19 protein-coding genes are annotated in these 20017 nt (G+C 41.8%); 4 read left to right on the forward strand and 15 right to left on the reverse strand.

All coding sequences use genetic code 11. The annotated features are described in order from the left end of the window. Nucleotides 1–158: 158 nt before the first annotated feature. The gene (locus AC058W_RS06705) at nucleotides 159–1487 is read right to left on the reverse strand and encodes a transposase (RefSeq protein WP_055154010.1); all 1329 of its coding nucleotides are present in this window, start codon (nucleotides 1485–1487) and stop codon (nucleotides 159–161) included. Nucleotides 1488–1783: 296 nt separating this feature from the next. Here AC058W_RS06705 and AC058W_RS06710 point away from each other — a divergent pair, with 296 nt between their 5' ends. Continuing rightward, the gene (locus AC058W_RS06710) at nucleotides 1784–3097 is read left to right on the forward strand and encodes an IS30 family transposase (RefSeq protein ID WP_479389857.1); all 1314 of its coding nucleotides are present in this window, start codon (nucleotides 1784–1786) and stop codon (nucleotides 3095–3097) included. 267 nt (nucleotides 3098–3364) lie between these two features. On the opposite strand, the gene AC058W_RS06715 is transcribed toward AC058W_RS06710, so the two are convergent. The 4 genes from AC058W_RS06715 to AC058W_RS06730 form a co-directional block, all read right to left on the reverse strand. Then, nucleotides 3365–3487, reverse strand: a complete 123-nt coding sequence (locus tag AC058W_RS06715) for a hypothetical protein (protein WP_278278054.1) — start codon at nucleotides 3485–3487, stop codon at nucleotides 3365–3367. 75 nt (nucleotides 3488–3562) lie between these two features. Beyond that, nucleotides 3563–4387 (reverse strand): fibronectin type III domain-containing protein, encoded by an 825-nt coding sequence (locus AC058W_RS06720; protein WP_243098549.1) that lies wholly within the window; start codon nucleotides 4385–4387, stop codon nucleotides 3563–3565. Between the two features lie 178 nt (nucleotides 4388–4565). Further along, nucleotides 4566–6236: a leucine-rich repeat protein gene (locus AC058W_RS06725; RefSeq protein WP_479389858.1), complete on the reverse strand. Its 1671-nt coding sequence runs from the start codon at nucleotides 6234–6236 to the stop codon at nucleotides 4566–4568. A 179-nt stretch (nucleotides 6237–6415) separates the two neighbouring features. Then, complete coding sequence (locus AC058W_RS06730) at nucleotides 6416–6757, reverse strand: hypothetical protein (RefSeq protein ID WP_173717689.1); 342 nt, start codon at nucleotides 6755–6757, stop codon at nucleotides 6416–6418. A 715-nt stretch (nucleotides 6758–7472) separates the two neighbouring features. Here AC058W_RS06730 and AC058W_RS06735 point away from each other — a divergent pair. Together AC058W_RS06735 and AC058W_RS06740 are read left to right on the forward strand one after the other, a co-directional pair. Further along, entirely contained in the window at nucleotides 7473–7793 is a 321-nt protein-coding gene (locus tag AC058W_RS06735; RefSeq protein WP_479389859.1) for a hypothetical protein, read from the forward strand. A 138-nt stretch (nucleotides 7794–7931) separates the two neighbouring features. Continuing rightward, nucleotides 7932–8774 carry a hypothetical protein gene (locus AC058W_RS06740; RefSeq protein ID WP_479389860.1) on the forward strand — a complete coding sequence of 281 codons (843 nt, stop codon included), beginning with the start codon at nucleotides 7932–7934 and terminating at the stop codon, nucleotides 8772–8774. 190 nt (nucleotides 8775–8964) lie between these two features. Here the strand turns inward: AC058W_RS06740 and AC058W_RS06745 are convergent, their stop codons facing one another. From AC058W_RS06745 to AC058W_RS06780, 8 genes are all read right to left on the reverse strand, one after another. Further along, a complete protein-coding gene (locus tag AC058W_RS06745; RefSeq protein WP_479389861.1) occupies nucleotides 8965–10032 on the reverse strand; it encodes a leucine-rich repeat domain-containing protein in 1068 nt (355 codons plus the stop codon). Between the two features lie 201 nt (nucleotides 10033–10233). Beyond that, nucleotides 10234–10728, reverse strand: a complete 495-nt coding sequence (locus AC058W_RS06750) for a BadF/BadG/BcrA/BcrD ATPase family protein (RefSeq protein WP_279222433.1) — start codon at nucleotides 10726–10728, stop codon at nucleotides 10234–10236. A gap of 48 nt (nucleotides 10729–10776) precedes the next feature. Further along, entirely contained in the window at nucleotides 10777–11745 is a 969-nt protein-coding gene (locus AC058W_RS06755) for a Gfo/Idh/MocA family protein (RefSeq protein ID WP_479389862.1), read from the reverse strand. 122 nt (nucleotides 11746–11867) lie between these two features. Next, the gene (locus tag AC058W_RS06760; RefSeq protein ID WP_022380942.1) at nucleotides 11868–12065 is read right to left on the reverse strand and encodes an alpha/beta-type small acid-soluble spore protein; all 198 of its coding nucleotides are present in this window, start codon (nucleotides 12063–12065) and stop codon (nucleotides 11868–11870) included. Between the two features lie 157 nt (nucleotides 12066–12222). Beyond that, nucleotides 12223–12408 carry a PspC domain-containing protein gene (locus tag AC058W_RS06765; protein ID WP_008706626.1) on the reverse strand — a complete coding sequence of 62 codons (186 nt, stop codon included), beginning with the start codon at nucleotides 12406–12408 and terminating at the stop codon, nucleotides 12223–12225. 132 nt (nucleotides 12409–12540) lie between these two features. Next, on the reverse strand, nucleotides 12541–13494 hold the full coding sequence (locus AC058W_RS06770; protein WP_479389863.1) for a DUF4097 family beta strand repeat-containing protein: 954 nt from the start codon (nucleotides 13492–13494) through the stop codon (nucleotides 12541–12543). After that, the gene (locus AC058W_RS06775; RefSeq protein WP_479389864.1) at nucleotides 13491–14198 is read right to left on the reverse strand and encodes a DUF1700 domain-containing protein; all 708 of its coding nucleotides are present in this window, start codon (nucleotides 14196–14198) and stop codon (nucleotides 13491–13493) included. The genes AC058W_RS06770 and AC058W_RS06775 overlap by 4 nt, the downstream gene beginning before the upstream one ends. Next, the gene (locus AC058W_RS06780; RefSeq protein ID WP_020993548.1) at nucleotides 14195–14515 is read right to left on the reverse strand and encodes a PadR family transcriptional regulator; all 321 of its coding nucleotides are present in this window, start codon (nucleotides 14513–14515) and stop codon (nucleotides 14195–14197) included. Before AC058W_RS06780 ends, AC058W_RS06775 begins: the two co-directional genes overlap by 4 nt. Nucleotides 14516–14746: 231 nt before the next feature. Here AC058W_RS06780 and AC058W_RS06785 point away from each other — a divergent pair, with 231 nt between their 5' ends. Beyond that, complete coding sequence (locus AC058W_RS06785; RefSeq protein ID WP_479389865.1) at nucleotides 14747–16150, forward strand: RsmF rRNA methyltransferase first C-terminal domain-containing protein; 1404 nt, start codon at nucleotides 14747–14749, stop codon at nucleotides 16148–16150. Between the two features lie 54 nt (nucleotides 16151–16204). On the opposite strand, the gene addA is transcribed toward AC058W_RS06785, so the two are convergent. Both addA and AC058W_RS06795 read right to left on the reverse strand, forming a co-directional pair. Next, on the reverse strand, nucleotides 16205–19306 hold the full coding sequence (gene addA / locus AC058W_RS06790) for a helicase-exonuclease AddAB subunit AddA (protein ID WP_479389869.1): 3102 nt from the start codon (nucleotides 19304–19306) through the stop codon (nucleotides 16205–16207). Continuing rightward, nucleotides 19261–20016: a UvrD-helicase domain-containing protein gene (locus AC058W_RS06795; RefSeq protein ID WP_479389866.1), complete on the reverse strand. Its 756-nt coding sequence runs from the start codon at nucleotides 20014–20016 to the stop codon at nucleotides 19261–19263. Before AC058W_RS06795 ends, addA begins: the two co-directional genes overlap by 46 nt. Between the last annotated feature and the right edge of the window lies 1 nt (nucleotide 20017).

Genomic DNA, 20017 nt, shown 5'->3' on the forward strand with positions numbered 1-20017 from the left:
CACATGACTGAAGTCACGTGCTTCCAGACGCTTTAGGCGTCAGACTAAATATCGGCGGATACGCCTGTAACTTAGGTTTGCGCAGATATGCGCTTTTTCCCATGCCAGATATGGCAGGTCCCCACATTACAGGTAGTCCGCTGTATATCTGCCTGCATCTATGCAGCCATTAAGAGTCCCATCTCAGAACTGAGTTCCCTTAGATCTGCATAAACACATGAGGTTCTACGCTTTACTGCAGGGACTTTTGCCTCCAGCAAAGACCTTTCCGTTGCCGGAAGGGGTTTTAAAAGTTCACGGATAAAATATCTGGCCCCGATATTATAAGAAGCTGACAAGTCACAGTTATATCTTTTTCCCGTCTGAAATGCGCAGAGGCTGTGATTTCTCCAGTCACGCAGGACTATCCCTGATCCATCATACGCAAGCCTGCTCGTATTCCATGCACAGATCCTGGATATGCGCATCCCTTTCCTGTGTGCCTGATGTTCACACCGTTTCTGGATATCCCGTTTTCTCCAAAGCTGCAGTTTCTGCCTCTTACTTCCCGATATCTTTCCGTTCATTTCCAGATACTCAAATACGATCACATCCGCATGATTCTCCCATGCATATTCTGCAACTGCCCCTGCGATCTTTCTGCTTAATTCTATATTCAGACGTCTGGTGTATGCCCACCTTTCCCCTGCCTGCGCAGATCCATGTTCCCTCTGGAATCTCCGGATTCGCCCCAGTGTGCGGTACATACGGTCTTTTTCACTGGGGAAGTCAATAAACTTTCTCCCCAGGACAGTTCCGTCTGCCCGCATGATGGTACAGACTGCATCCGTATTGATCCCCAGATCCACGCTGCAGATGATCTGTTCCCTTACAGGTGTCTGAGTAAGTGCCACTTCTTCTGTATAGGAAAAACGCAGGAAATATTTATGGTGTCTTTTTTCCAGTGTCGGGGCTGATGCTTTTTTTCCATACCAGTTCCTGCGCAGGTATTCCATATCCGTATGGCTTAAACACACACGGAACCATCTCCAGTCATGCCCGTCATACAGTTTCAGGTATGCCTCATCTTTTCCCTCTGTCCCTTCGCGGTACATCACATCCCGGTAAAAGACCGGCATGGCATGGTTTTCACAGGTAAAATTCGGTTTCCCGGAGAGTTCTCCCGCTGCCTCCCACTGTTCCATCCGGCTTTCATAGGACGATACACTTCCCAGTGCATGCTGGATGGCAGCTCTCCTGAGATAAGAAGGCATCTTCGGAAAACGGATGTCAAAATCAAAGTGGGCATGGTTCTTTTTCGTTGTGTGAATCAGATGTTCTGCTGCATTAAAACGTTTTTTTGCTTCCGGAATCATTTTCAGTTCTGCCCACACCTGTTCATAGATTTCCGTCAGATAGCTGACCGCCTGACGATAGATTTCCAGTGTCTGGCGGATTGGGATATTCTGTTTTCGTATTTCCACACCATAACTGGATACCGTCTGCATTTTCTTCTCCTCTGAACTGTTTTTTTATTTTGTGCTATGAACAAATTGTACCATAGATATCTTATTCTGTAAACATACGTTCTTTTTTTAACAAAAAAATTGCGCGTCGGTTAAATGTATTTTTGAAATAACATTAAATGAAAAACTAAATTCCGGTTTTGGACCAAATGCAAGAGTAAATTCCATATAGGTCGAAGTTACTTTTGCATACATATTTGCCATATTGTCTTTGATAATCATTACTCCGTATAATGTACTTGCAGCTGATTGCCTGCCTGTGCAGATTGGAGATAATTATGAAGAATAAAGGCAATCAGAAACATTTAACATTTGAACAGCGTGTTGATATCGAGAAAGGTCTTACTGAGAATAAAAGCTTCGCTGAAATTGGACGAATTATTGGTAAAAATCCATCTACCATATCAAAGGAAGTACGTCTCCACGCACATACAAAAGAACGTCCGGATTCAGGTTACACTCATCCTCCATGTATTCATCGAAAGAACTGTAAGATGACATGCTTGTGTGATAAGATGTGTGGCATTCATTGTAAGCTTTGCAGAAAACCATCCTTTCGTTGCACTGATATATGTCCCGCATATGAGACAGCTGAATGTGAGAAACTGAATAAACCACCCTATGTATGTAATGGCTGTGGTAAAAAGACCCATTGTCTTATGCCCAGAAAGTTTTATTCATCCAAATATGCCCATGATGAGTACCGTAGCGTGCTAGTCGATTGCAGAGCTGGCATTAACCAGACTCCGGAAAGCATTCAATCCATGAATGATTTATTGGTTCCATTGATCAAGGAGAAACATCAGTCCATCGGTCATATTTATGCTACTCATGCAGAAGAATTGGGGTGCTCCAGAAGAACACTTTACACCTACATCAATGATTGTGTATTCGATGTCCGCAATGGTGACTTAAGGCGTTCTGTACGTTATAAGAAACGCAAGAAACCTACACAGACCAGTGCAAAAGATCGTTCTTATCGTCAAGGTCATAACTACGAAGATTTCCAGAATTATATGAAAGATCATCCAGATATAAATGTTGTGGAAATGGACTGTGTGGAAGGAAAGAAAGGCGAAAGCCGCGCCCTCTTGACCTTTACATTCCGCAACTGCAATCTTATGCTTATGTTCCTGTTGGAATATCAAGACCAGGAATGCGTGTTAGAGGTCTTTGTATGGCTTGAAACAGTGTTGGGGCAGGATGCATTCAAAAAGCTTTTTCCGGTGATTCTCACGGATGGAGGTTCAGAATTCTCAGCTCGTGAAGAGATGGAGGAATTCTGTGACGGAAGTAAAAGCACGACTGTCTTTTACTATGATCCGTATAGCTTTTGGCAAAAAGGTGCCTGCGAAAAGAACCACGAGTATATCCGCTACATCCATCCGAAAGGGAGTTCATTCGCTGATTTAAATGACGAGAAAGTCAGACTTATGATGAATCACATAAACAACGAAAAAAGAGACAGTCTTAATGGACATAGCCCATATGAACTCTCTCTTTTACTCTTGGACAACAAACTGCACAAAGCATTAGGATTAAAGGCAATCGCACCTGATGATGTTATGCTTAGTCCAAAACTTATAAAATAAAATAGTAAAGCACAGGCAGATTTCACTGCACCAGAATTTAGTCTTGCACATAAGGCATGTGGAATTTAGTCTTGCACACTATTTTCAGATGCCCGGTTAGTATGCATAAAAACATAAATCATGGGTGCTTACAGGTTTATTATAAGGCAAAAAAATGGAATTGTTAAGGTGTAAAGTGGAATTTAATCTCGCATATTTACTGAGATAATCCACAGATGGAATTTAGTTTTTCATTTAAGTCTGAAGTAACGAGAATGCGACGCGCGGTCATTCAACCATATCAATCTTCTTCAGCTTCTGGTGCATAAACAGATTGACGATCATGGAAACTCCTACCGTCAGCAGTCCGCTGTACAGGAAGCTGATCGGTTTGATGTTTCTTCCAAACATTACCGCATCCACTTTCACAGTCAAAATAATATATCTGTGCAGGAAAATTATAAGTCATATGGCGGCTGTTCTGTATTATGAATACTTAATCGTTTTCAACTTTGTCTGCGTAAAAATATCCCCATATATTTTCTTTTTTAATGAATTGATACGGTAGCTTTTAATTGCATAGGTATAAGTTACTCCTTTTTTTAATCCCGTATCTGTAAAATTCTGGGTTTTTCCATTGGTTATCCTTTTCACACAGGTAAAAGGTTTCCCGTTTTCAGATCTCCATACTTCATACCCATCTGTATGTGCTGTCTTTTTCCATCTGACAGTCAGTTTTCTGTCTGTCTTTTTCGTCAGAGACGTAATTTCTGGTTGTTTCGGCCAGAAGCTAACTTCTGCATAAGAATAAGGAGTATAACTTTTCTTTCCGTCCACTCCTGTAGAATAAGCTCTGATTCGAAAACTTATATCTTTTCCATAGTAACTTGAAATTGTAAGCGGTGAAATTGTCGTAGTACAGATATCACTGTTTTTTATATTAAAGCAGGTAGTGTATTTACCTCCAGCTTCTTTTTTCTGAATCAGATATCCGTCTGCCATTTCCGGTTGATTCCATTTCAGTCTGATTTCATCTGTAAAACTCTGGTCGTCTTTCCTCTTAATTCTGGATACCTGAAGTTTTATTTTTTCATCCTGATATGACAATAGTTTCATACCACAGTAAGTGATGTTAATAAGATTAATCATCATCTCAATGCCCTTGCAGCTCCGTACCATGTAGCTGCATAGCGACCAGAAAGTTTTCTGTTCATAGTAGCTGATTTCAATACCAGCGAAACGAATAAATACTGGTTGTGACTTTAGAGATTCAGGAATCAGATGCAGGGCTATTTTAGCTGTTACATTCATAAAGCCTGAACAATCAACTTTGGCATAGGAACACGCATAATAAAAGGCATTCAGCGACTTTTTCGTAATACCGGATAAAAAGTGTCGGTAAAAAAAAAACGTATGGAATGAGCCGACTCCAAAGCCAGTATTGAGAGTACCAACAGAAACAGCTTTTCAGCTCTTGGGACTGAAATTATTACGCCCAGTACCATCCATATAATCTGGTACCATCTTTAGTTGTACAGTATGCTCTCACATAATAATTTTCATTCTTATTTAGTTTTCCGGTTTTATCTGTATAAGATGTAACATTTCCATTTTTTATAGTTTTAATTTTTCTGTACTTCCGGGCATTTTCATCATATCTGTACAGAATATATCCCTGTGCGCCTTTTGCCTTTGTCCACTTAAACGTAAGGTTTTTCCCCTTCTTCTTTTTAGAAACATCACTTACATTCCCCGGTCGTCCCTGGACAGTCACTGTATTACTCTTCTTACTGTACTGGTCTGTATATATTCCGGCTAATGTTCTCACCCGGACTTTGTATTTCACTGTTCTCCCTGCAGGACTCTCAAGCTTATATGACGTAATATTCTGGTCAACTTTGCTTACACATTTATATTTTTTTGTGGCTGTATCATATCTGTAAATATAATATCGAAAAGTATATTCTACCGGTGTCCAGTTTAATGTAGCATTACCATTTTTTGCATCATAAGATACTTTCAGTTTCGGTACCGGTACTGCTGTCGGTGCTGGTGTTGTCTTGCAGGTCAGATTATGTTTCTTTGCATATTTTTCCGCATAAGAGCCCTTATCTGCGTAAATAGTAATGCCAGAGGCACCATCAAAAGCATCGTCACTGATTGCTGTTATACCGGAAGGCATAATAATACTCATATTTTTGCACTTTGCAAAAGCTTTTGACTCAATCGTTGAAGTCTTCCTCTCAATGAGCACTTTTTTTACATTTGAGCATCCATAAAAGGCTTTCCGCCCAATCACTTCCACAGCAGACCACACTCTTACCGATGCCTTTGTATCATCACAATCTACGCAGAATGTTCTGGAATCTCCTTCACTCCAGTCATCATAATAAGAAGTACCATCTTTATCTGTCAGAACATAATCATCATTATCCGTAATTTCCATAAATACCCTGTTCTTGTCTGCAAAAGCCTTAACAGTCTCCGGAATTCCATTATCTCCTGCTCTGAATATTACCTTTGTATCCGCGTCAAAAGAATCCTGTTCTATTTCTGTGTCAAAAGAATCATAGTAGGAAACCCCTGTATACTCCCACAGCTTCGGACAATTATAAAATGCCCTGCTTTCCAGCTTCGCTCCCTGATCAAAAGAAACTTTTCTGAGATTTTCACAGTTCTCAAAAGCAGATTTATCAATGCGGATACGATTTTTCCTTCTGTCAGCTCCCTCTTCTGCTTTCACAGTCTTTATGTTTACGCATCCGTAAAAAGCTCTCTCTCCAACCTCTGAGACTACTTTTCCATTATACTCATAAGGTATTATGACATTCTCTGTATCTGTTCCCTTTGTCAGGCGGTATGTATCAGACTCTTTAAGATATTCATATGTAAATCCATTCGCATCCGATTCCGCTGCACCTGAGGATGCTTCTGTTGCCTCATCCACAAATCCGTCTGTATCTGCATCTGATTCCACTTCATCCTGAAATGTATCAGTTTCAGGATCCTGACTATCTGTCTGGAATTCCTGTTTTTCTTCTTCTCCATATTCCTGTACTTCCCCATCAGAAAATGCTGCAGATTCTGATGCATAAACCGGAGCACCGGATAAACCAAGTGCTGCTGAAATAACAACCGCTATGAACTCTTTTCTATTCATAAAAATTCCTCCATTCCGTGATATTTAACCGTTAATGTTAATATATCACAAGATGGAGGAATTTTTGTAATTATGGCATTAAATGTATTTTGATAGACATGAATCTTATTCTTCCATCTTGTTCCCCATAAAACAAAGAGTCTGCAGCATTTAACCTGTCTTTTTTAATCTGCAGATCCTCAGGAAATAATCATTGCATAATTTGTGATCACTCTGGTCCACCGCGTATCAATAACTGGTCTGTTTAATGTCTGATAAGCATCCACCTGTACCATTATCTGTACGGCAGTGTCCAGTCCTTCATTATTTTCATCCTCATTCAGTTCCAGAGATCCGTTGACCAGAAAACTTTGAGCTGTTTTTTCTGCACCATTGGTAATTCCAGTCACAGGCTCAACAGCATCTGCCAGTCCCTGATAAATCCGGTCTCCTACAATAAAAGAATCCTGTTCCTCATAGTTTCCGGCAGGAAGATTCTTCTTATCAACAATATCCACAGCAGCACAACTTCCAGTCTGCATTTCTTCATCTGTATTCGTATCGAAAATCGGTGAATAGGAAAAATCAAAATACCTGCTCTGCGGAAAATCAGACAGATGAAGTGTATCCGTTCCGGCATTATAAAGAAATAATCGATTAACTTAATTTCTTTCACAAACAAATTTACCCGTTTATACAAAGTACTATATCTTTTATCATTCTGAAACAATAATTCCTGTCTGTATTTATTTTTTATTTCCGGTTTACAAATCATGAAAAAACGTCTCTTTACAAAGTGAATTTGCAAATTCCAAAAATTTAAAGGAGGCAAAAAAATTATGCCAGGAACATTCAATGGAACAACTTTAACCATTTCAGCTACACCCGTAGACCATGCACTAATTCCCGATGAAGGTGCAACAAACGTAACGCGGGAATTGCAATTGTGGGGTCAGATATGTATTGCGTAAAGACAACCGGTCTTGGAACTACATTACTCAAAACGACTGACTACATGGCAACAAAAGCGACTGCCGTAAAAAAAGATCTGAACTGGTTCGCGTCTGGGACTTACCAAAATTGGAAATTATCTGTATATGCTTGCAGAAGACCATAAAGGTTACGGCGGTTCTACAACCATCGTAAAAACTGGATACCAAAGGCAATCAGCTCGGTACGTACAGTATCAATGAAATTTGTCCAAAAGGCGCATTAGGTATCACTGCTGCTGACGGAACTAACGAGAAATTTATCATTATGCATTACGCTGACAAGAGCAATGCTGGGACATTAACTTTCAGTGTTGTAGACTGGAAGGCTGCTAAAGCAGCAAGTACATTCACAGTTACTAACTCAGGCTTTGGTTATACCACACAGCTCCAGGATATCTACTATCACACTTCATTTGGATTATTTATCCTGACAAATAACACTTTTTCAACACTTCAGAACCGTATTCTGGTAGTTGATTATCATCTTACTGATGATAAAGGTAAAAAATACACTCCATGTGCGGTCATCAATGTGAAAATAAAACAGGTGAATATAAACAGTACAACCTTGAATCAATCTGTATGAAAGCCAATCACCTTGTGCTTGCATCCAATGTTATAACATCCGATGGAACCGCAGAAGATAAATTCTCTGGTACCGGAAGGCATTACCTACTCCGGTAAAACCTATACTTTTGCATGCGGTTTTAGAGCAGGAGCCCGTGTGCCTACCAAAGTAGATCCCAACTATGAAACAACCAATCTGGGATGTGTATCCTTTAACGGAAACAATACTCCATATTTTATAAAACAAAGTCAAGATAAAGTCGCTGTTCTTGGCTACTGTAAAAATTATATGAATACAAGCGCAGGTGTATCTCACTTTAAAACATTCACTGACGGTTTATTAGGTCATGCCAACGGTATGAGCTGTTTTAACGGAAAATTCTTTGTTGTCGCAGGAAATAACAAAGTGGTTGCTATCAGCAGTAACAAAGAGGATGAGGAAATAACATATACAGTAACTCCCAACGATAACGATAAATCATTTGCTCTTAAAGCAATTAATTATTTTTATGAGGCAAATACAGCTTTATTATTGTCCGTTGTTGACGGAACATTAAAACTCTATAAATGTGCATTTGAAAATGAAAAAAATGTAAAAGCCACTTATCTTTGCACACTGATAAATGCCGGTCAGCCTACATCTCAGGATATTTTTTATCACAATAAATTAGGGCTTTTATCAGGAACCAGTAATCCACATAATGTAAGTGGAGTAACGACTAAAATCACAACAAAAAACACTTTGCTTCATTATAATCTGAAAAAACTTGATGATAGCAAACTTTTATACCCAGATTTTGGATTTGTTACAGATATTCCTGCTAAAGATGCTCAGGGCCGCACATATAACAGTTTTGAACTGGAATCAGTGGCTCTGGATCAAAATAATAAATTAATCGCTGTGTGCAATGCCAATGTCAAAGATGCTACCCACACCAGTGGTTTAGCATCCACTGACGGCTTCTTTCAGTATAATACGCTTGAATTTATTACAGCTTGATTTCGCTACATCAATAACAGCATAAATTTCCATTATAAAAAGCAGGCAGTTTTTCGCCTGCTTTTTATAATTCCAATTTTCTATTTAACAACAACTTTTTTATTATCTGACCATACGCCAAACTGTTTAATACCATTCAACAACGTATATGCATGCGCTTTCAAAATAGTAAACTCCCGGTTTTATATTTTTAAAAGTAACTGTATTTTTCTTTTGATTTTTTAATACAATATTTTCTCCTGAATCTGTCATTCTTAAGTACGCAATCAAACCCATCACTGTATTTTAAATTTCCAAACTGTGCGGTTACTGTTTTCTTTTTCCCGGTAATTTTTATTAATTTTATATTATCTTTATTTAGTTTAACAGGAGGCATACGCATTTCATTAGACCACCTACTATAACTTTTTTTACCATTTTGAACAGTATAAGAACGGACTCTGGCAAATCCCATAGTCGGCACTTTTTTTAATATACAGGTTGTGTTTGCAGAATTTTTATTAGCTAATACCTTAGTACCATCATATATTTGATATTGATATCCATCTGCATTCTTTACTTTTCCGCTCAAATCAATTGTAACATAGATTTGTTTGTTTACTATATCTGAATCAACAGATTTTATATACGGACGATTTGTTTCTGGTTTTGAAGCAGTTCCCTCACTTACAAAAGGAATACCATTCATCTTACAGTAATAGTATGCATATGAATTTTTCTTTCCATGAACTGTTAGAGAATCACAATTTATGAACGCCTCAGCACCTATCTCAGTAACTGTTTCAGGTATATATAACGTTTTCAGTTTTCGACAGTCAGCAAATGCAAAAAAATCTATACTTTGAAGATTTTGGGGAAGTTTAACACTCGTCAGTTCACCGCAGTATATAAATGCACTTTGTCCAATTTTTTTCACATTATCAGAAAGTATTACCCTTTTAAGCTTTGGACATGTGCTAAAGGCAAAAACTGGAACAGTATCTACTGAAGCCATCCACTCTACTTCTTCTATATTCAAATTATCTTCAAAACAAAATTTTTCTACTTTAGAAACCGAAGGAAGAAGTGTTATCTTCTTATAATCTCCAGTTGGGTATTCTCCATACACACGGCTCTCTGAAATTTTCAACTGTTCATACTTATTTTTACTTTCAACGGTTATCTGCGATTTCATAGCAGCTTCTGCTGAGACAGATGTAGAAACTGCTGCACACGTTAAAGCAATCAACAATATTTTCTTTACTTTCTTTGACTTCATAGAATCTCCTCCAATCAATAATATTCAGCTATTATCATAATATATCACTAACTATAAAAGATCCTGTATTTCTGGCATTAAAAGTATTCTAATGACCCCGAACCAAAATGCAAATTTAAATTAATCTGTTTCTTCCAAAAAATATTCCATATCTTATCAATTTAATTCCTTTTAGAATCCTATTCATTCCTTCGTCAGTCGTTATGTCTTTTTGATTTCTACAATTAATTTATATTTTTTCCATTTTTCAGTTTCTGATTTCATCTGTTCTGCCAGGTCAAACAGTTCCGCAATGGTAACTCCCAGTCGATTCGCCATAATCTCCAGAAACTTCCTGGTTCCGGCAGAACATTTATCATTCATAAGAAAATCCTGGATCATTCCCTGATCTACCAGGATTACTTTCGTATCCTGACCACCCACATCAATAATTGCACATTCATTTCCCGCCAGTTCTCTGCCACCTCTTCCATGACAGGTAATCTCCGTAATCACAAAATCTGCATAATCCACAGCTACGCGCCCATATCCTGTAGCAGCTACACGAACCCCTTCACTCATTACATCAATCCCCTCATCCAGAAGCCTTGAAGCAATCTCCGAAGCCGTCTCCTTACTGCTCCACCCTGTAGGCAGCACAAATTTTGTTACATTTCCATTATAGCAGAAAAGAAAAACCAGTAACGTTTCGGGTATATATCAAAAACATTACTGGTCTTTTTTTATAAGATTATTCCACACTTTTTATTCGATACAGGGAATCTCATAATTCCAGGATTTACGGATATCGTCCATGATTTTCATAATCCTTATTGTCTCTGCATGAGGCATTTCCGGACACTCCAGTTTTCCTTCCTGGATTGCTTTCATGCAAGATTCTACCTCATATTCATATCCTGAGATCTGTTCCGGCACAACATAAGAAGCCACTTCTTTATGTTCGGTATCAAACACTGTAATCTTTTCCGGATTATTGATATTCTGCACCTGCATATATCCTCTGGTTCCGAAAATACTTCCCATTCTGTCTGAGATTTCCCTTGCTCCACACTGAAGGGTTGCCATGCAGTCTCCCTCAAACACCATGGCAATGCTGTCCAGAATATCCACTCCATTCTGAAAGATTGCAGTAGCCTTTACATCCTTTACCTTATCGCCAAGCACCATGGAAGCAAAATTGATTGGATATACGCCTACATCCAGAAGAGCACCTCCTGCAAGCTCCGGTTTACGGATACGTTCCACATGACTTACTGTATAGCTGAGATTCGCCGTAACTGCCGTAACTTCTCCGATCACACCGCTTTCAATAATATCGTTGATCATCTTTCTGGACGGCATATATCTCGTCCAGATTGCTTCTGTGATCAGAAGCTTTTTCTCTTTTGCAAGGTCAAATAATTTCTGTGCCTGCTCTGCATTTACAGTAAATGCCTTTTCACAAAGCACATGCTTTCCCGCTTCCAGACACATTTTTGCATGCAGATAATGGTGTGAATGAGGAGTGGCGATATAAACCAGTTCAACCTCATCATCTGCCAGCATTTCCTCATAGGATCCATATGCTTTTTTTACTTCATATTTCTGTGCAAATACCCGGGCACGTTCCAGATCACGGGCAGCAACCGCATACGCCTCCACACCTTTCATTTCTGCCACTGTTTTCGCCATAGTAGAAGCAATGCCTCCTGCTCCCAGAATACCTAACTTCATTTTATTGTCCTCCCATATTTATAGCAGATAAAATTATCCACTTCGCTACTTACTTTAATTTTACAGCATCATCGCCCGGAGAACAAGTTTATTCCGTTATATATTTATCCCATATCATTCATTTATTTTTTCAGTTTCTCTTTTTTTCGTTTCGTCATCAACCCTCCGATCCTTCCGGTCTCTTTCGCAGACAGACTTTTCCATCCATCACTCAATACCCTGTCCAGCAGTCCCATTTCCTCTGCAATTTCATACTTCATTCTGACCTCCGGCAATAATTCTCCATCAAGATAAGCTTTTATTTCCTTTTCTTTATCCAAAACAGCCCACACTCCTTTTCTTTGGAGTATGGGCTGTTTTCTTAATTTTTATACTGTATTTCACTGTATTTCTTCAAACGGATATTCGCAATCCGCTTCGCTGCCTGCCTGATTCGGTTAAACTTCTGTCTATTACAGATTGGATCCTGAGATTCTGTTATCTTTTGGGAATAATAATTGCCGCAATGATATATGCCCAGATTCCCGCACCGCCAAAGCAGGTAAGGATCACCCATGCCAGACGCACCAGCGTAGGGTCAATATCAAAATATTCTGCGATTCCTCCACATACACCGCAAAGCATACTGTTTTCTGATGATTTGTATAAACGTTTGTCACCCATGTTCCATTTCCTCCTTAAACTCAGATTAGTCGAGCAGATAAAATCATCCGCTTCGTTACTTACTCTACACCGAATAACTTCCTGATTCGGTTAAATACTACTTTTATTTCTGCACGTCAGAGTATATGTTCTTCAGGCTGTCTGCAAATCTCTGTGCTCTTTCCCGGAGAAATCTACTGATATACTTCCCATACCGCACTCCAGATCCAGTTTCCTGTCTGCGCCTTTATTGGAAATGCTTTTCTCCCGTCCAAGTCCGCTGTAAGAATCAGAACCTACATCCAGATTTCCCACTCCACATTCCAGATCATAATTATAATCCTCCTGCGTACCGGTCAGTGTCAGATCCAGTTCACCCAGACCACATTCTCCATCTGTCTTCCTGGCGCTCAGATCTGCAAATGTCATACTTCCGGTTCCGATTTCCAAATCTGCCTCCCTTGCGGTCACCGGATTCTTACTTTCAAATTCCCCGGCTCCCATCTCCACACTCAGCTTCTCTGTCTCAATATCTCTGTTCAGATAAACAGTACCTGCACCCATCTCAATCTCCAGCTCCTGAAGCTTAACATCTTCCGGATAAGAAATACACACCTTTCTGTTCTTAGACAGTTTTTTTGTGCTTTTGACCTTAAGAGTATCTGAACTCTCCTTCACTGTCACATTCTTCCCACTGTCATCATAAACTCTGACACAGAAACTGTCACCCTCTTCCAGGATCAGATCATCGTACTTCAGCTCTATATCCAGCTTTGCGGGCTGATACTTCAGCTGATATACAGTGCCATCTTCCTCATCCTCATCAACAGCGCGGGCATAATCCTCACTGTCGTCATAATCATCGCTGTCATCATAATCACTACTATCGTCATAATCATCATCGTCATCATAATCATCGCTGTCATAGTCATCGCTGTCATCATAATCATAATCCCCGTCTGCCACCAGAAGCACCCTTTTCAGGCTTTCCACCCCTGTCAGTTCCGACATACTGGCTCCCATAACACCACCGGCAGTTGTCAGCCCGATTCCCACAGCACCAAAAATCCCCGCTGCGATCAACATTCCTTTTGTAAACTTCTTCATTTAACCGCCTCCTTTCTCTTTCTGTAAAGCAACCTGTTAAAAAAGTCAGTAATCTTCCGAAACCACTTCGGCACAATACGTACTGCGACACTGATCAGCCCCAATACCATAAGGATTGCCAGAGCAATCATAAGACATCCAATTCCTATTGTCATGATCCCGGTTCCGATCATTACAGTCAAAAGCCCTGCTCCAGCCACAACAGCTGCAAGCCCGCCAACCAGTAAAGCCACAGCGCCTATACCCAATCCAACGATCAGCCAGAACGGAAGCAGTAAGATTCCAACTGCAAATGTCAGAATCCCACCAACAGCCCCCTTAACAAAGGGAGAGATAAAAACCAGCAGAATCACCGCAAGGATCAGCACCGCCTGATTCCCCTTTCTGAAAAAACGCTTCCCTGTTCCCGACTCTTCTCCATATTTCTCAGGCATCTGTCCTCTCTCTTTAGTTCGGGCATCCTCATAGCCATGCTCCGTATATTCTCCATACTCATAGCCTCCTGCCGAACCTTTCAGATCCGCCTTGATAATCGCTGCAACCTTCTCGGGACTTCCAAGTTCCCTGAGCACCGAAGCTTCATTCTCAGCTCCTGCATCATCGAAATAACTATTATAAAAATCAAGGGCATCCTGCCTCTCTGTCTCGGAAATATCAGCAAGCAGCTTCTCCAGCGCCTGCATAAACTGCGCCCTGTCCATCATCCTATTCCTCCCTCAAACATCCCGCTTATCTTGGATGCATAAATTTTCCATTCAGCTTTATAAAACTCCAGCTGCGCAGCACCTCTGTCCGTCAGCTTATAATAACGCCGGTTACGCCCTGCATACGCCATATCGTAAACCTCCAGACAATCATCCTTCTGCAACCTCCTGAGCACCGGATACAAAGTAGACTCCGAAACATCCAGAACTCCACGCACATCCTGCGTGATCTTATACCCGTAAGTCCCTTCCTTCTCCTTAGAAACAACCGCCAGAACAACCGCATCCAGAAGCGCAGCACCCGTATTAAAAACCATATGCTCACTCCCTTGTTTCAATTATGCTCTGCATAAATATCATTATCTCTGCAATCCTGCCGGAGACTATATACTATACAGAACATCAATATTGTTTTGTTAACGATATTATACGATGTATAATATCATTTTGTCAATACTATTTAGCAAAAATCCATTATCATTTATAATTACCATGATATCTATCTATAAACATTCGACTAAACTACAGCAAAGGAAACTTACACAACCATGAACGAAAATACAACACAACTCCACCCCGCCTTCCTCACCCGAATGAAAGAAATGCTAGGCAACGAATACCCCGCCTTCCTCTCCAGCTTCAGCGCCCCCCGAACCTACGGCCTGCGCATAAACACCTCCAAGATCACCTGCGAAGACTTCGAAAACCTGTCTCCATTTCCAACCCGTCAGATCCCATGGATCAAAAACGGCTACTTCTACGATGAAGACATCCGTCCTTCCAGATGCCCATACTACCAGGCCGGCCTCTACTACCTTCAGGAACCCAGCGCCATGACCCCTGCCTCCCGCATTCCCATCGAGCCAGGTGACAGAGTCCTGGACCTCTGCGCAGCACCGGGTGGCAAGGCAACTGCAGCAGGCGCAGCACTTCAGGGACAGGGACTTCTGGTAGCAAACGATATCAGCACTTCCCGCGCCAGAGCCCTCCTTCGCAACCTGGAACTCTTCGGCATCCCAAATGTCTTCGTAGCAAACGAAACACCTGTAAAGTTAACCAAAGCATTCCCCGAATTCTTCGACAAGATCATCCTGGATGCTCCATGCTCCGGAGAAGGAATGTTCCGTAAGGAAGAAGCCCTTGCCAAAGACTGGACTCCCGAAAAATCCATGGAGCTTTCCGAAATCCAGAAAGAGCTTATCCTCCAGGCAGCCGATATGCTCCGTCCCGGCGGACTGATGCTTTACTCTACATGCACATTCGCGCCTGCAGAAGACGAACAAACTGTTTCCCATCTTCTGGAAAACCGTCCTGACATGGAACTGGCAGAAATGGAAGATTATGAAGGCTTCTCCCATGGAGTTCCTGAATGGGGAAACGGAAACCCTGATCTTATCAAATGCATCCGGATTTTCCCACACAAAATGAACGGAGAGGGACACTTCCTTGCGCTCTTCCGTAAAAAAGGACAGGCAATCAAGGAAAGCTCCCGTCCTCACACAAAACCGGACAAAAACGCATTTCCACTGATTGAGGAATTTCTGAACGAAATCGGTCTGAAAACCCTCTGCGGTCAGCCATTTGACTGGGAACGTGTGGAAATCCGCGGTGATAAAGCCTACTATCTTCCCCCGGTTGCCCACAACTTCCGCGGCATCACCTTCTTAAGAAACGGTCTCTATCTCGGTGACCTGAAGAAAAACCGCTTCGAGCCGTCTCAGCCACTTGCACTGGCGATCCGCAAAGATGAAGCAGAAGCAGTCATCTCTCTCTCCGCTTCTGACGAAAGGATCACCAGATATTTAAAGGGCGAAACCTTAAATATCGAACCCGAAGAAGCAGCTCACAAAAAAGGCTGGCATCTCCTCTGTGCAGATGGATATCCCATTGGCTTCGGTAAACTGGTCAACCAGATCCTGAAAAACAAATATCCGGCAGGGTGGCGCGTATAACACGCGCTTATCCCTGCCGGATATTTGAATTCACAATAATAATTTCTATTCCGCTCACAGCAATATCTCTTTCTGCAATGTAAACGAATAAATGATCTTCTCCTTCACTCTTTTCCCCGTCATCCGCTCCAATGCCCGGGCATAATCCTCAAGCTGCACATGATACAGATCGATCAGCTTCTGTTCCTGTCCTCTCTTCACTCTATCCGTTTTATAGTCCACAAGAACAATCTCATCCTCTTCCATAAAATAGGCATCGATAATTCCCTGCACCAGCACTGTTTCGTTCTTCCACCCATCATCGAGCATAGAAGCACTTCTCTGAATCACAAAAGGCTGTTCTCTGTAAAGATGTTTTTTCATAGCAGCCTTCTTCATTCTCTGCCCCAGCCCGGACTCCACAAACCTCCTGATATCCCGGATCCGGATACATTCCGCTTCCTGCTCTGTCATCTTCCGGCTCTCCAGGAGTCTCTTTAACTGAGCCCGAAGCTGTTCCTCTGTATCTGTTTCTGCATAATCCAGACATTCCATTACTCTGTGATAAGCAGTACCTCTGGCAGCCCCCTTATACTCTTCCTGCTTCTCTGCCATAAATGCGGGAACCGGTGCTTCCTGTTCTTCCTCCTGCTCTTCGGCAGACACACTGATATTCTCTTCCAGTTCACTTTCATCATGCCAGCTTCTCTTTTTCAGATCCGAAACACTGACTTTAACCGGAATATCTTCCAGATATTTATACGGATATACAAAGGAAAATCTTTTCTCTATCTCTTTCTTCACAGCCTCATCATACACTTTATTTTCATCCCAGTTCTTCAGATATTCCTCCTGCATCTGGTTTCCTGTCTGGATGAGAACTGCCTTTTCTGTCATCTGACGGACAGTGATCTTTTTTATCACAAACTCAGAGATATCATCGTAAATCCCCGGCTGTTTCTTCATGAGGATTCCATATTCCCACAGAAGTTCACTCATGGCCCGATGCCGCACCAGCGCAGGCAGTACAAAAGCCCAGTAATTCTTTGCTTTCATTCTGGTTCCCAGTGGGAGCAGTTCTTCTTCCTCATCCAGAAAACGCGACAGCGACAGCATCTGCTTTTCCAGCTTTCCGACTGTTCCTGTAAGGATCAGTTTCTCTTTTGCTCTTGTCATGGCAACGTAAAGTACCCTCAGTTCTTCTCCCAGACTCTCCTTCAGAAGCTGTCTTCTGATCACCTGCTTATTCAGCGAAGATGCGATCACCCGTTTCTCCGGTATGATAGCATCAGCCCCTATTCCCAGTTCCGGATGAAGCAAAAGACCTGCATTCATATCCTGAAAATTAAACTGTTTTCCCATACCGGCCACAAATACTACCGGAAATTCAAGTCCCTTACTCTTGTGGATCGTCATGATCTCCACTGCGGTATTGCCCGCTCCTGTCAGATTGACTTCTCCATAGTCCACCTGATATGCCTGTAGCTGTTCGATATAACGAACAAAGTTAAACAGACCCCTGTAGCTTGTCTTCTCATAGTCCATAGCTTTCTCCACAAGCATGGTAAGATTTGCAAAACGCTGCTCCCCTCCCGGAAGTGCCCTTGCATAATCTCCATACCCGGTTTCTTTCAGCACATAAAGGATCAATTCGTGGACCGGCGTATATGCAGCCATATTTCTTACCTTTTCAAGGAGACTCAGAAATCCTTTTAATTTAATATTCAGAGAGTTCTTTTCATCTGTTCGCAGATTACTGTTTAACAATTCAGATTTCAGCTTATCCGGATCCAGTTCTTTTTCGGGGATTTCATTTTCTCCTGCATATGCCGAAACACTCTCATAAAGCAGACCATCAGGATACTGTATTCTAAGCTCTGCCAGTTCCTGCGAAGTGCATCCGACGATCGGTGAACGAAGCACTCCCATAAGCGGAATATCCTGCAGCGGATTGTCACACACCTTCAGATAATTCAATACAGTCACAATCTCGGTTGCAGAGAAATATCCGGTTCTTGATGTACAATATACAGGGATTCCCTGAGACGCCAGCACTTCCCTGAAGGTTTCTGCCCATCCATAGGCAGTGCGCAGCAGGATTACAATATCCCCGTATTCCACAGGCCGGTATTCCTTCGTCTCTTTATCTACGATCTGTTCTTTTCCCACAATTTCTTTAATTCTCTGTGCAATGGCCAGCGCTTCCAGTTCCTGTCCGGTCTGATTTTCCATTTCTTTGCGGCTTCCCGATACACCTGGGTCTTCATAGTCCTGTACATCAGACAGTTCTTCTCCGTCTCTCTCGACCAGAAGAACCTCTGTCTTTACAAATTCCTCTGACTCTCCTTCCGGAAAAGAAGCTCCGGGATAAAGGGCTGCATCTTTGTCATAGGTAATCCCTCCCAGGTCTTCCCCCATGATCTGTCGGAAAATAAAGTTTACACTCTCCAGAACCTGTTCCCTGCTCCGGAAATTTTTGTGCAGGTCAATTCTCTGCTCCTGTGCTTCTTCTGTGGAATAACTTTTATATTTTTCCATGAAAAGCTCCGGCCTTGCCAGACGGAAACGATAGATACTCTGCTTTACATCTCCTACCATGAAGATATTTTTCTTCTGGTTGATCCACCCGGATACTGCTGTTGTCAGAAGCTCCTGCACTAAGTTACTGTCCTGATATTCATCCACCAGGACTTCATCATACTTTGCGGAGAGCTCTCTTGCAGCCTGAGACATATGGATTTCTTCCCCTTCTTTCGTCATCAGTATCTGCAGGGCAAAATGTTCCATATCCGTAAAATCCAGAATATTCTTTTCTCTCTTTGCCTCTCCGAACTGCTCTTTAAATTGCACAGTCAGCTCAACTAACATCTCTATTGGGCCTCTGATATATCTGATCACTTCCAGAAGTTCCTTCTCTGTACTCTGAAAATATCGCTGCCCCAGTTCCTTCAGAATCCCCTTTTCCTCATCCCGGAGATCTTTCACTCTCTGTTTCTTCTGTTCATCTACATCCGCAGCCTTCTTTGTGCTCAGCCGGGCAAATGAGGGTTTCATAAGGATTTCTGCAGTACCATTATAATCTCTTTTCTCTGCCAGCTCCTGCAGACTCCTTATAAGAAGCAGATCACTGCTCAGTGCCTCATCATACAGATACGGACCATCCGGCTCTGAGCATATTCTTCGAAGCCTCCTGCACCAGAAGCTTCAGCTTCCTGCAGTTCATCCTTCACTGCATCCCAAAGCATTTTCATCCACTCAGTCTCTCTTAACTCTTCCAGGGAATCAATCCTGTAATCATCCATACAGCCGGACAGCCATTCCTGCGGAAAAGGATTGCTCATAGCCATTTCATATAATTTCTGTATCAGGTTTCCCAGATTTTCATCTGACTTTCCTGTTGCAAAGCATTCCACGAATTTCTGAAACTTTTCATCTTTTTTTGCATAATATTCTTCAAGCAACGCTTTCACAACATCTCCCCGCAGAAGCTTCAGTTCCCCCTCATCTGCCGTCCGATATCCCGGATCCAGTCCGATCAGATGAAAGTAATTCCGGATAATATAGGCACAGAAACCATCAATCGTTGTAATCTGTGCAGTATGAAGCAGGGTTGTCTGTCTCTGCAGATGCTCATTATCGGGATCCTCACAGAGTGCTTTTTCAATAGCTGCCGAGATCCTCTCTTTCATTTCACCTGCTGCAGCTCTTGTAAATGTCATGATCAGCAGTCTGTCAATATCCACAGGGTGTTCTTTATCTGTGATCTTACTCAGGATACGTTCTACCAGTACTGCCGTTTTTCCGGACCCGGCTGCCGCACTGACCAGAATATTTCTGTCCCGCAGCCTTATAACCTCCTGCTGCTCCTTTGTCCACTGTACGCCCATC

The sequence above is a fragment of the Blautia sp. CGZ-1-C1 genome (assembly GCF_056504575.1).

What these genes read in the sequence shown, in the direction of transcription:
- AC058W_RS06705 (WP_055154010.1), bottom strand. Translation starts at nt 1,487, where the DNA reads ATGCAGACGGTATCCAGTTATGGTGTGGAAATACGAAAACAGAATATC.
- AC058W_RS06710 (WP_479389857.1), top strand. Translation starts at nt 1,784, where the DNA reads ATGAAGAATAAAGGCAATCAGAAACATTTAACATTTGAACAGCGTGTT.
- AC058W_RS06715 (WP_278278054.1), bottom strand. Translation starts at nt 3,487, where the DNA reads ATGTTTGGAAGAAACATCAAACCGATCAGCTTCCTGTACAGCGGACTG.
- AC058W_RS06720 (WP_243098549.1), bottom strand. Translation starts at nt 4,387, where the DNA reads ATGAATGTAACAGCTAAAATAGCCCTGCATCTGATTCCTGAATCTCTA.
- AC058W_RS06725 (WP_479389858.1), bottom strand. Translation starts at nt 6,236, where the DNA reads ATGAATAGAAAAGAGTTCATAGCGGTTGTTATTTCAGCAGCACTTGGT.
- AC058W_RS06730 (WP_173717689.1), bottom strand. Translation starts at nt 6,757, where the DNA reads ATGCAGACTGGAAGTTGTGCTGCTGTGGATATTGTTGATAAGAAGAAT.
- AC058W_RS06735 (WP_479389859.1), top strand. Translation starts at nt 7,473, where the DNA reads ATGCATTACGCTGACAAGAGCAATGCTGGGACATTAACTTTCAGTGTT.
- AC058W_RS06745 (WP_479389861.1), bottom strand. Translation starts at nt 10,032, where the DNA reads ATGAAGTCAAAGAAAGTAAAGAAAATATTGTTGATTGCTTTAACGTGT.
- AC058W_RS06755 (WP_479389862.1), bottom strand. Translation starts at nt 11,745, where the DNA reads ATGAAGTTAGGTATTCTGGGAGCAGGAGGCATTGCTTCTACTATGGCG.
- AC058W_RS06765 (WP_008706626.1), bottom strand. Translation starts at nt 12,408, where the DNA reads ATGGGTGACAAACGTTTATACAAATCATCAGAAAACAGTATGCTTTGC.
- AC058W_RS06770 (WP_479389863.1), bottom strand. Translation starts at nt 13,494, where the DNA reads ATGAAGAAGTTTACAAAAGGAATGTTGATCGCAGCGGGGATTTTTGGT.
- AC058W_RS06775 (WP_479389864.1), bottom strand. Translation starts at nt 14,198, where the DNA reads ATGATGGACAGGGCGCAGTTTATGCAGGCGCTGGAGAAGCTGCTTGCT.
- AC058W_RS06780 (WP_020993548.1), bottom strand. Translation starts at nt 14,515, where the DNA reads ATGGTTTTTAATACGGGTGCTGCGCTTCTGGATGCGGTTGTTCTGGCG.
- AC058W_RS06785 (WP_479389865.1), top strand. Translation starts at nt 14,747, where the DNA reads ATGAACGAAAATACAACACAACTCCACCCCGCCTTCCTCACCCGAATG.
- AC058W_RS06795 (WP_479389866.1), bottom strand. Translation starts at nt 20,016, where the DNA reads ATGGGCGTACAGTGGACAAAGGAGCAGCAGGAGGTTATAAGGCTGCGG.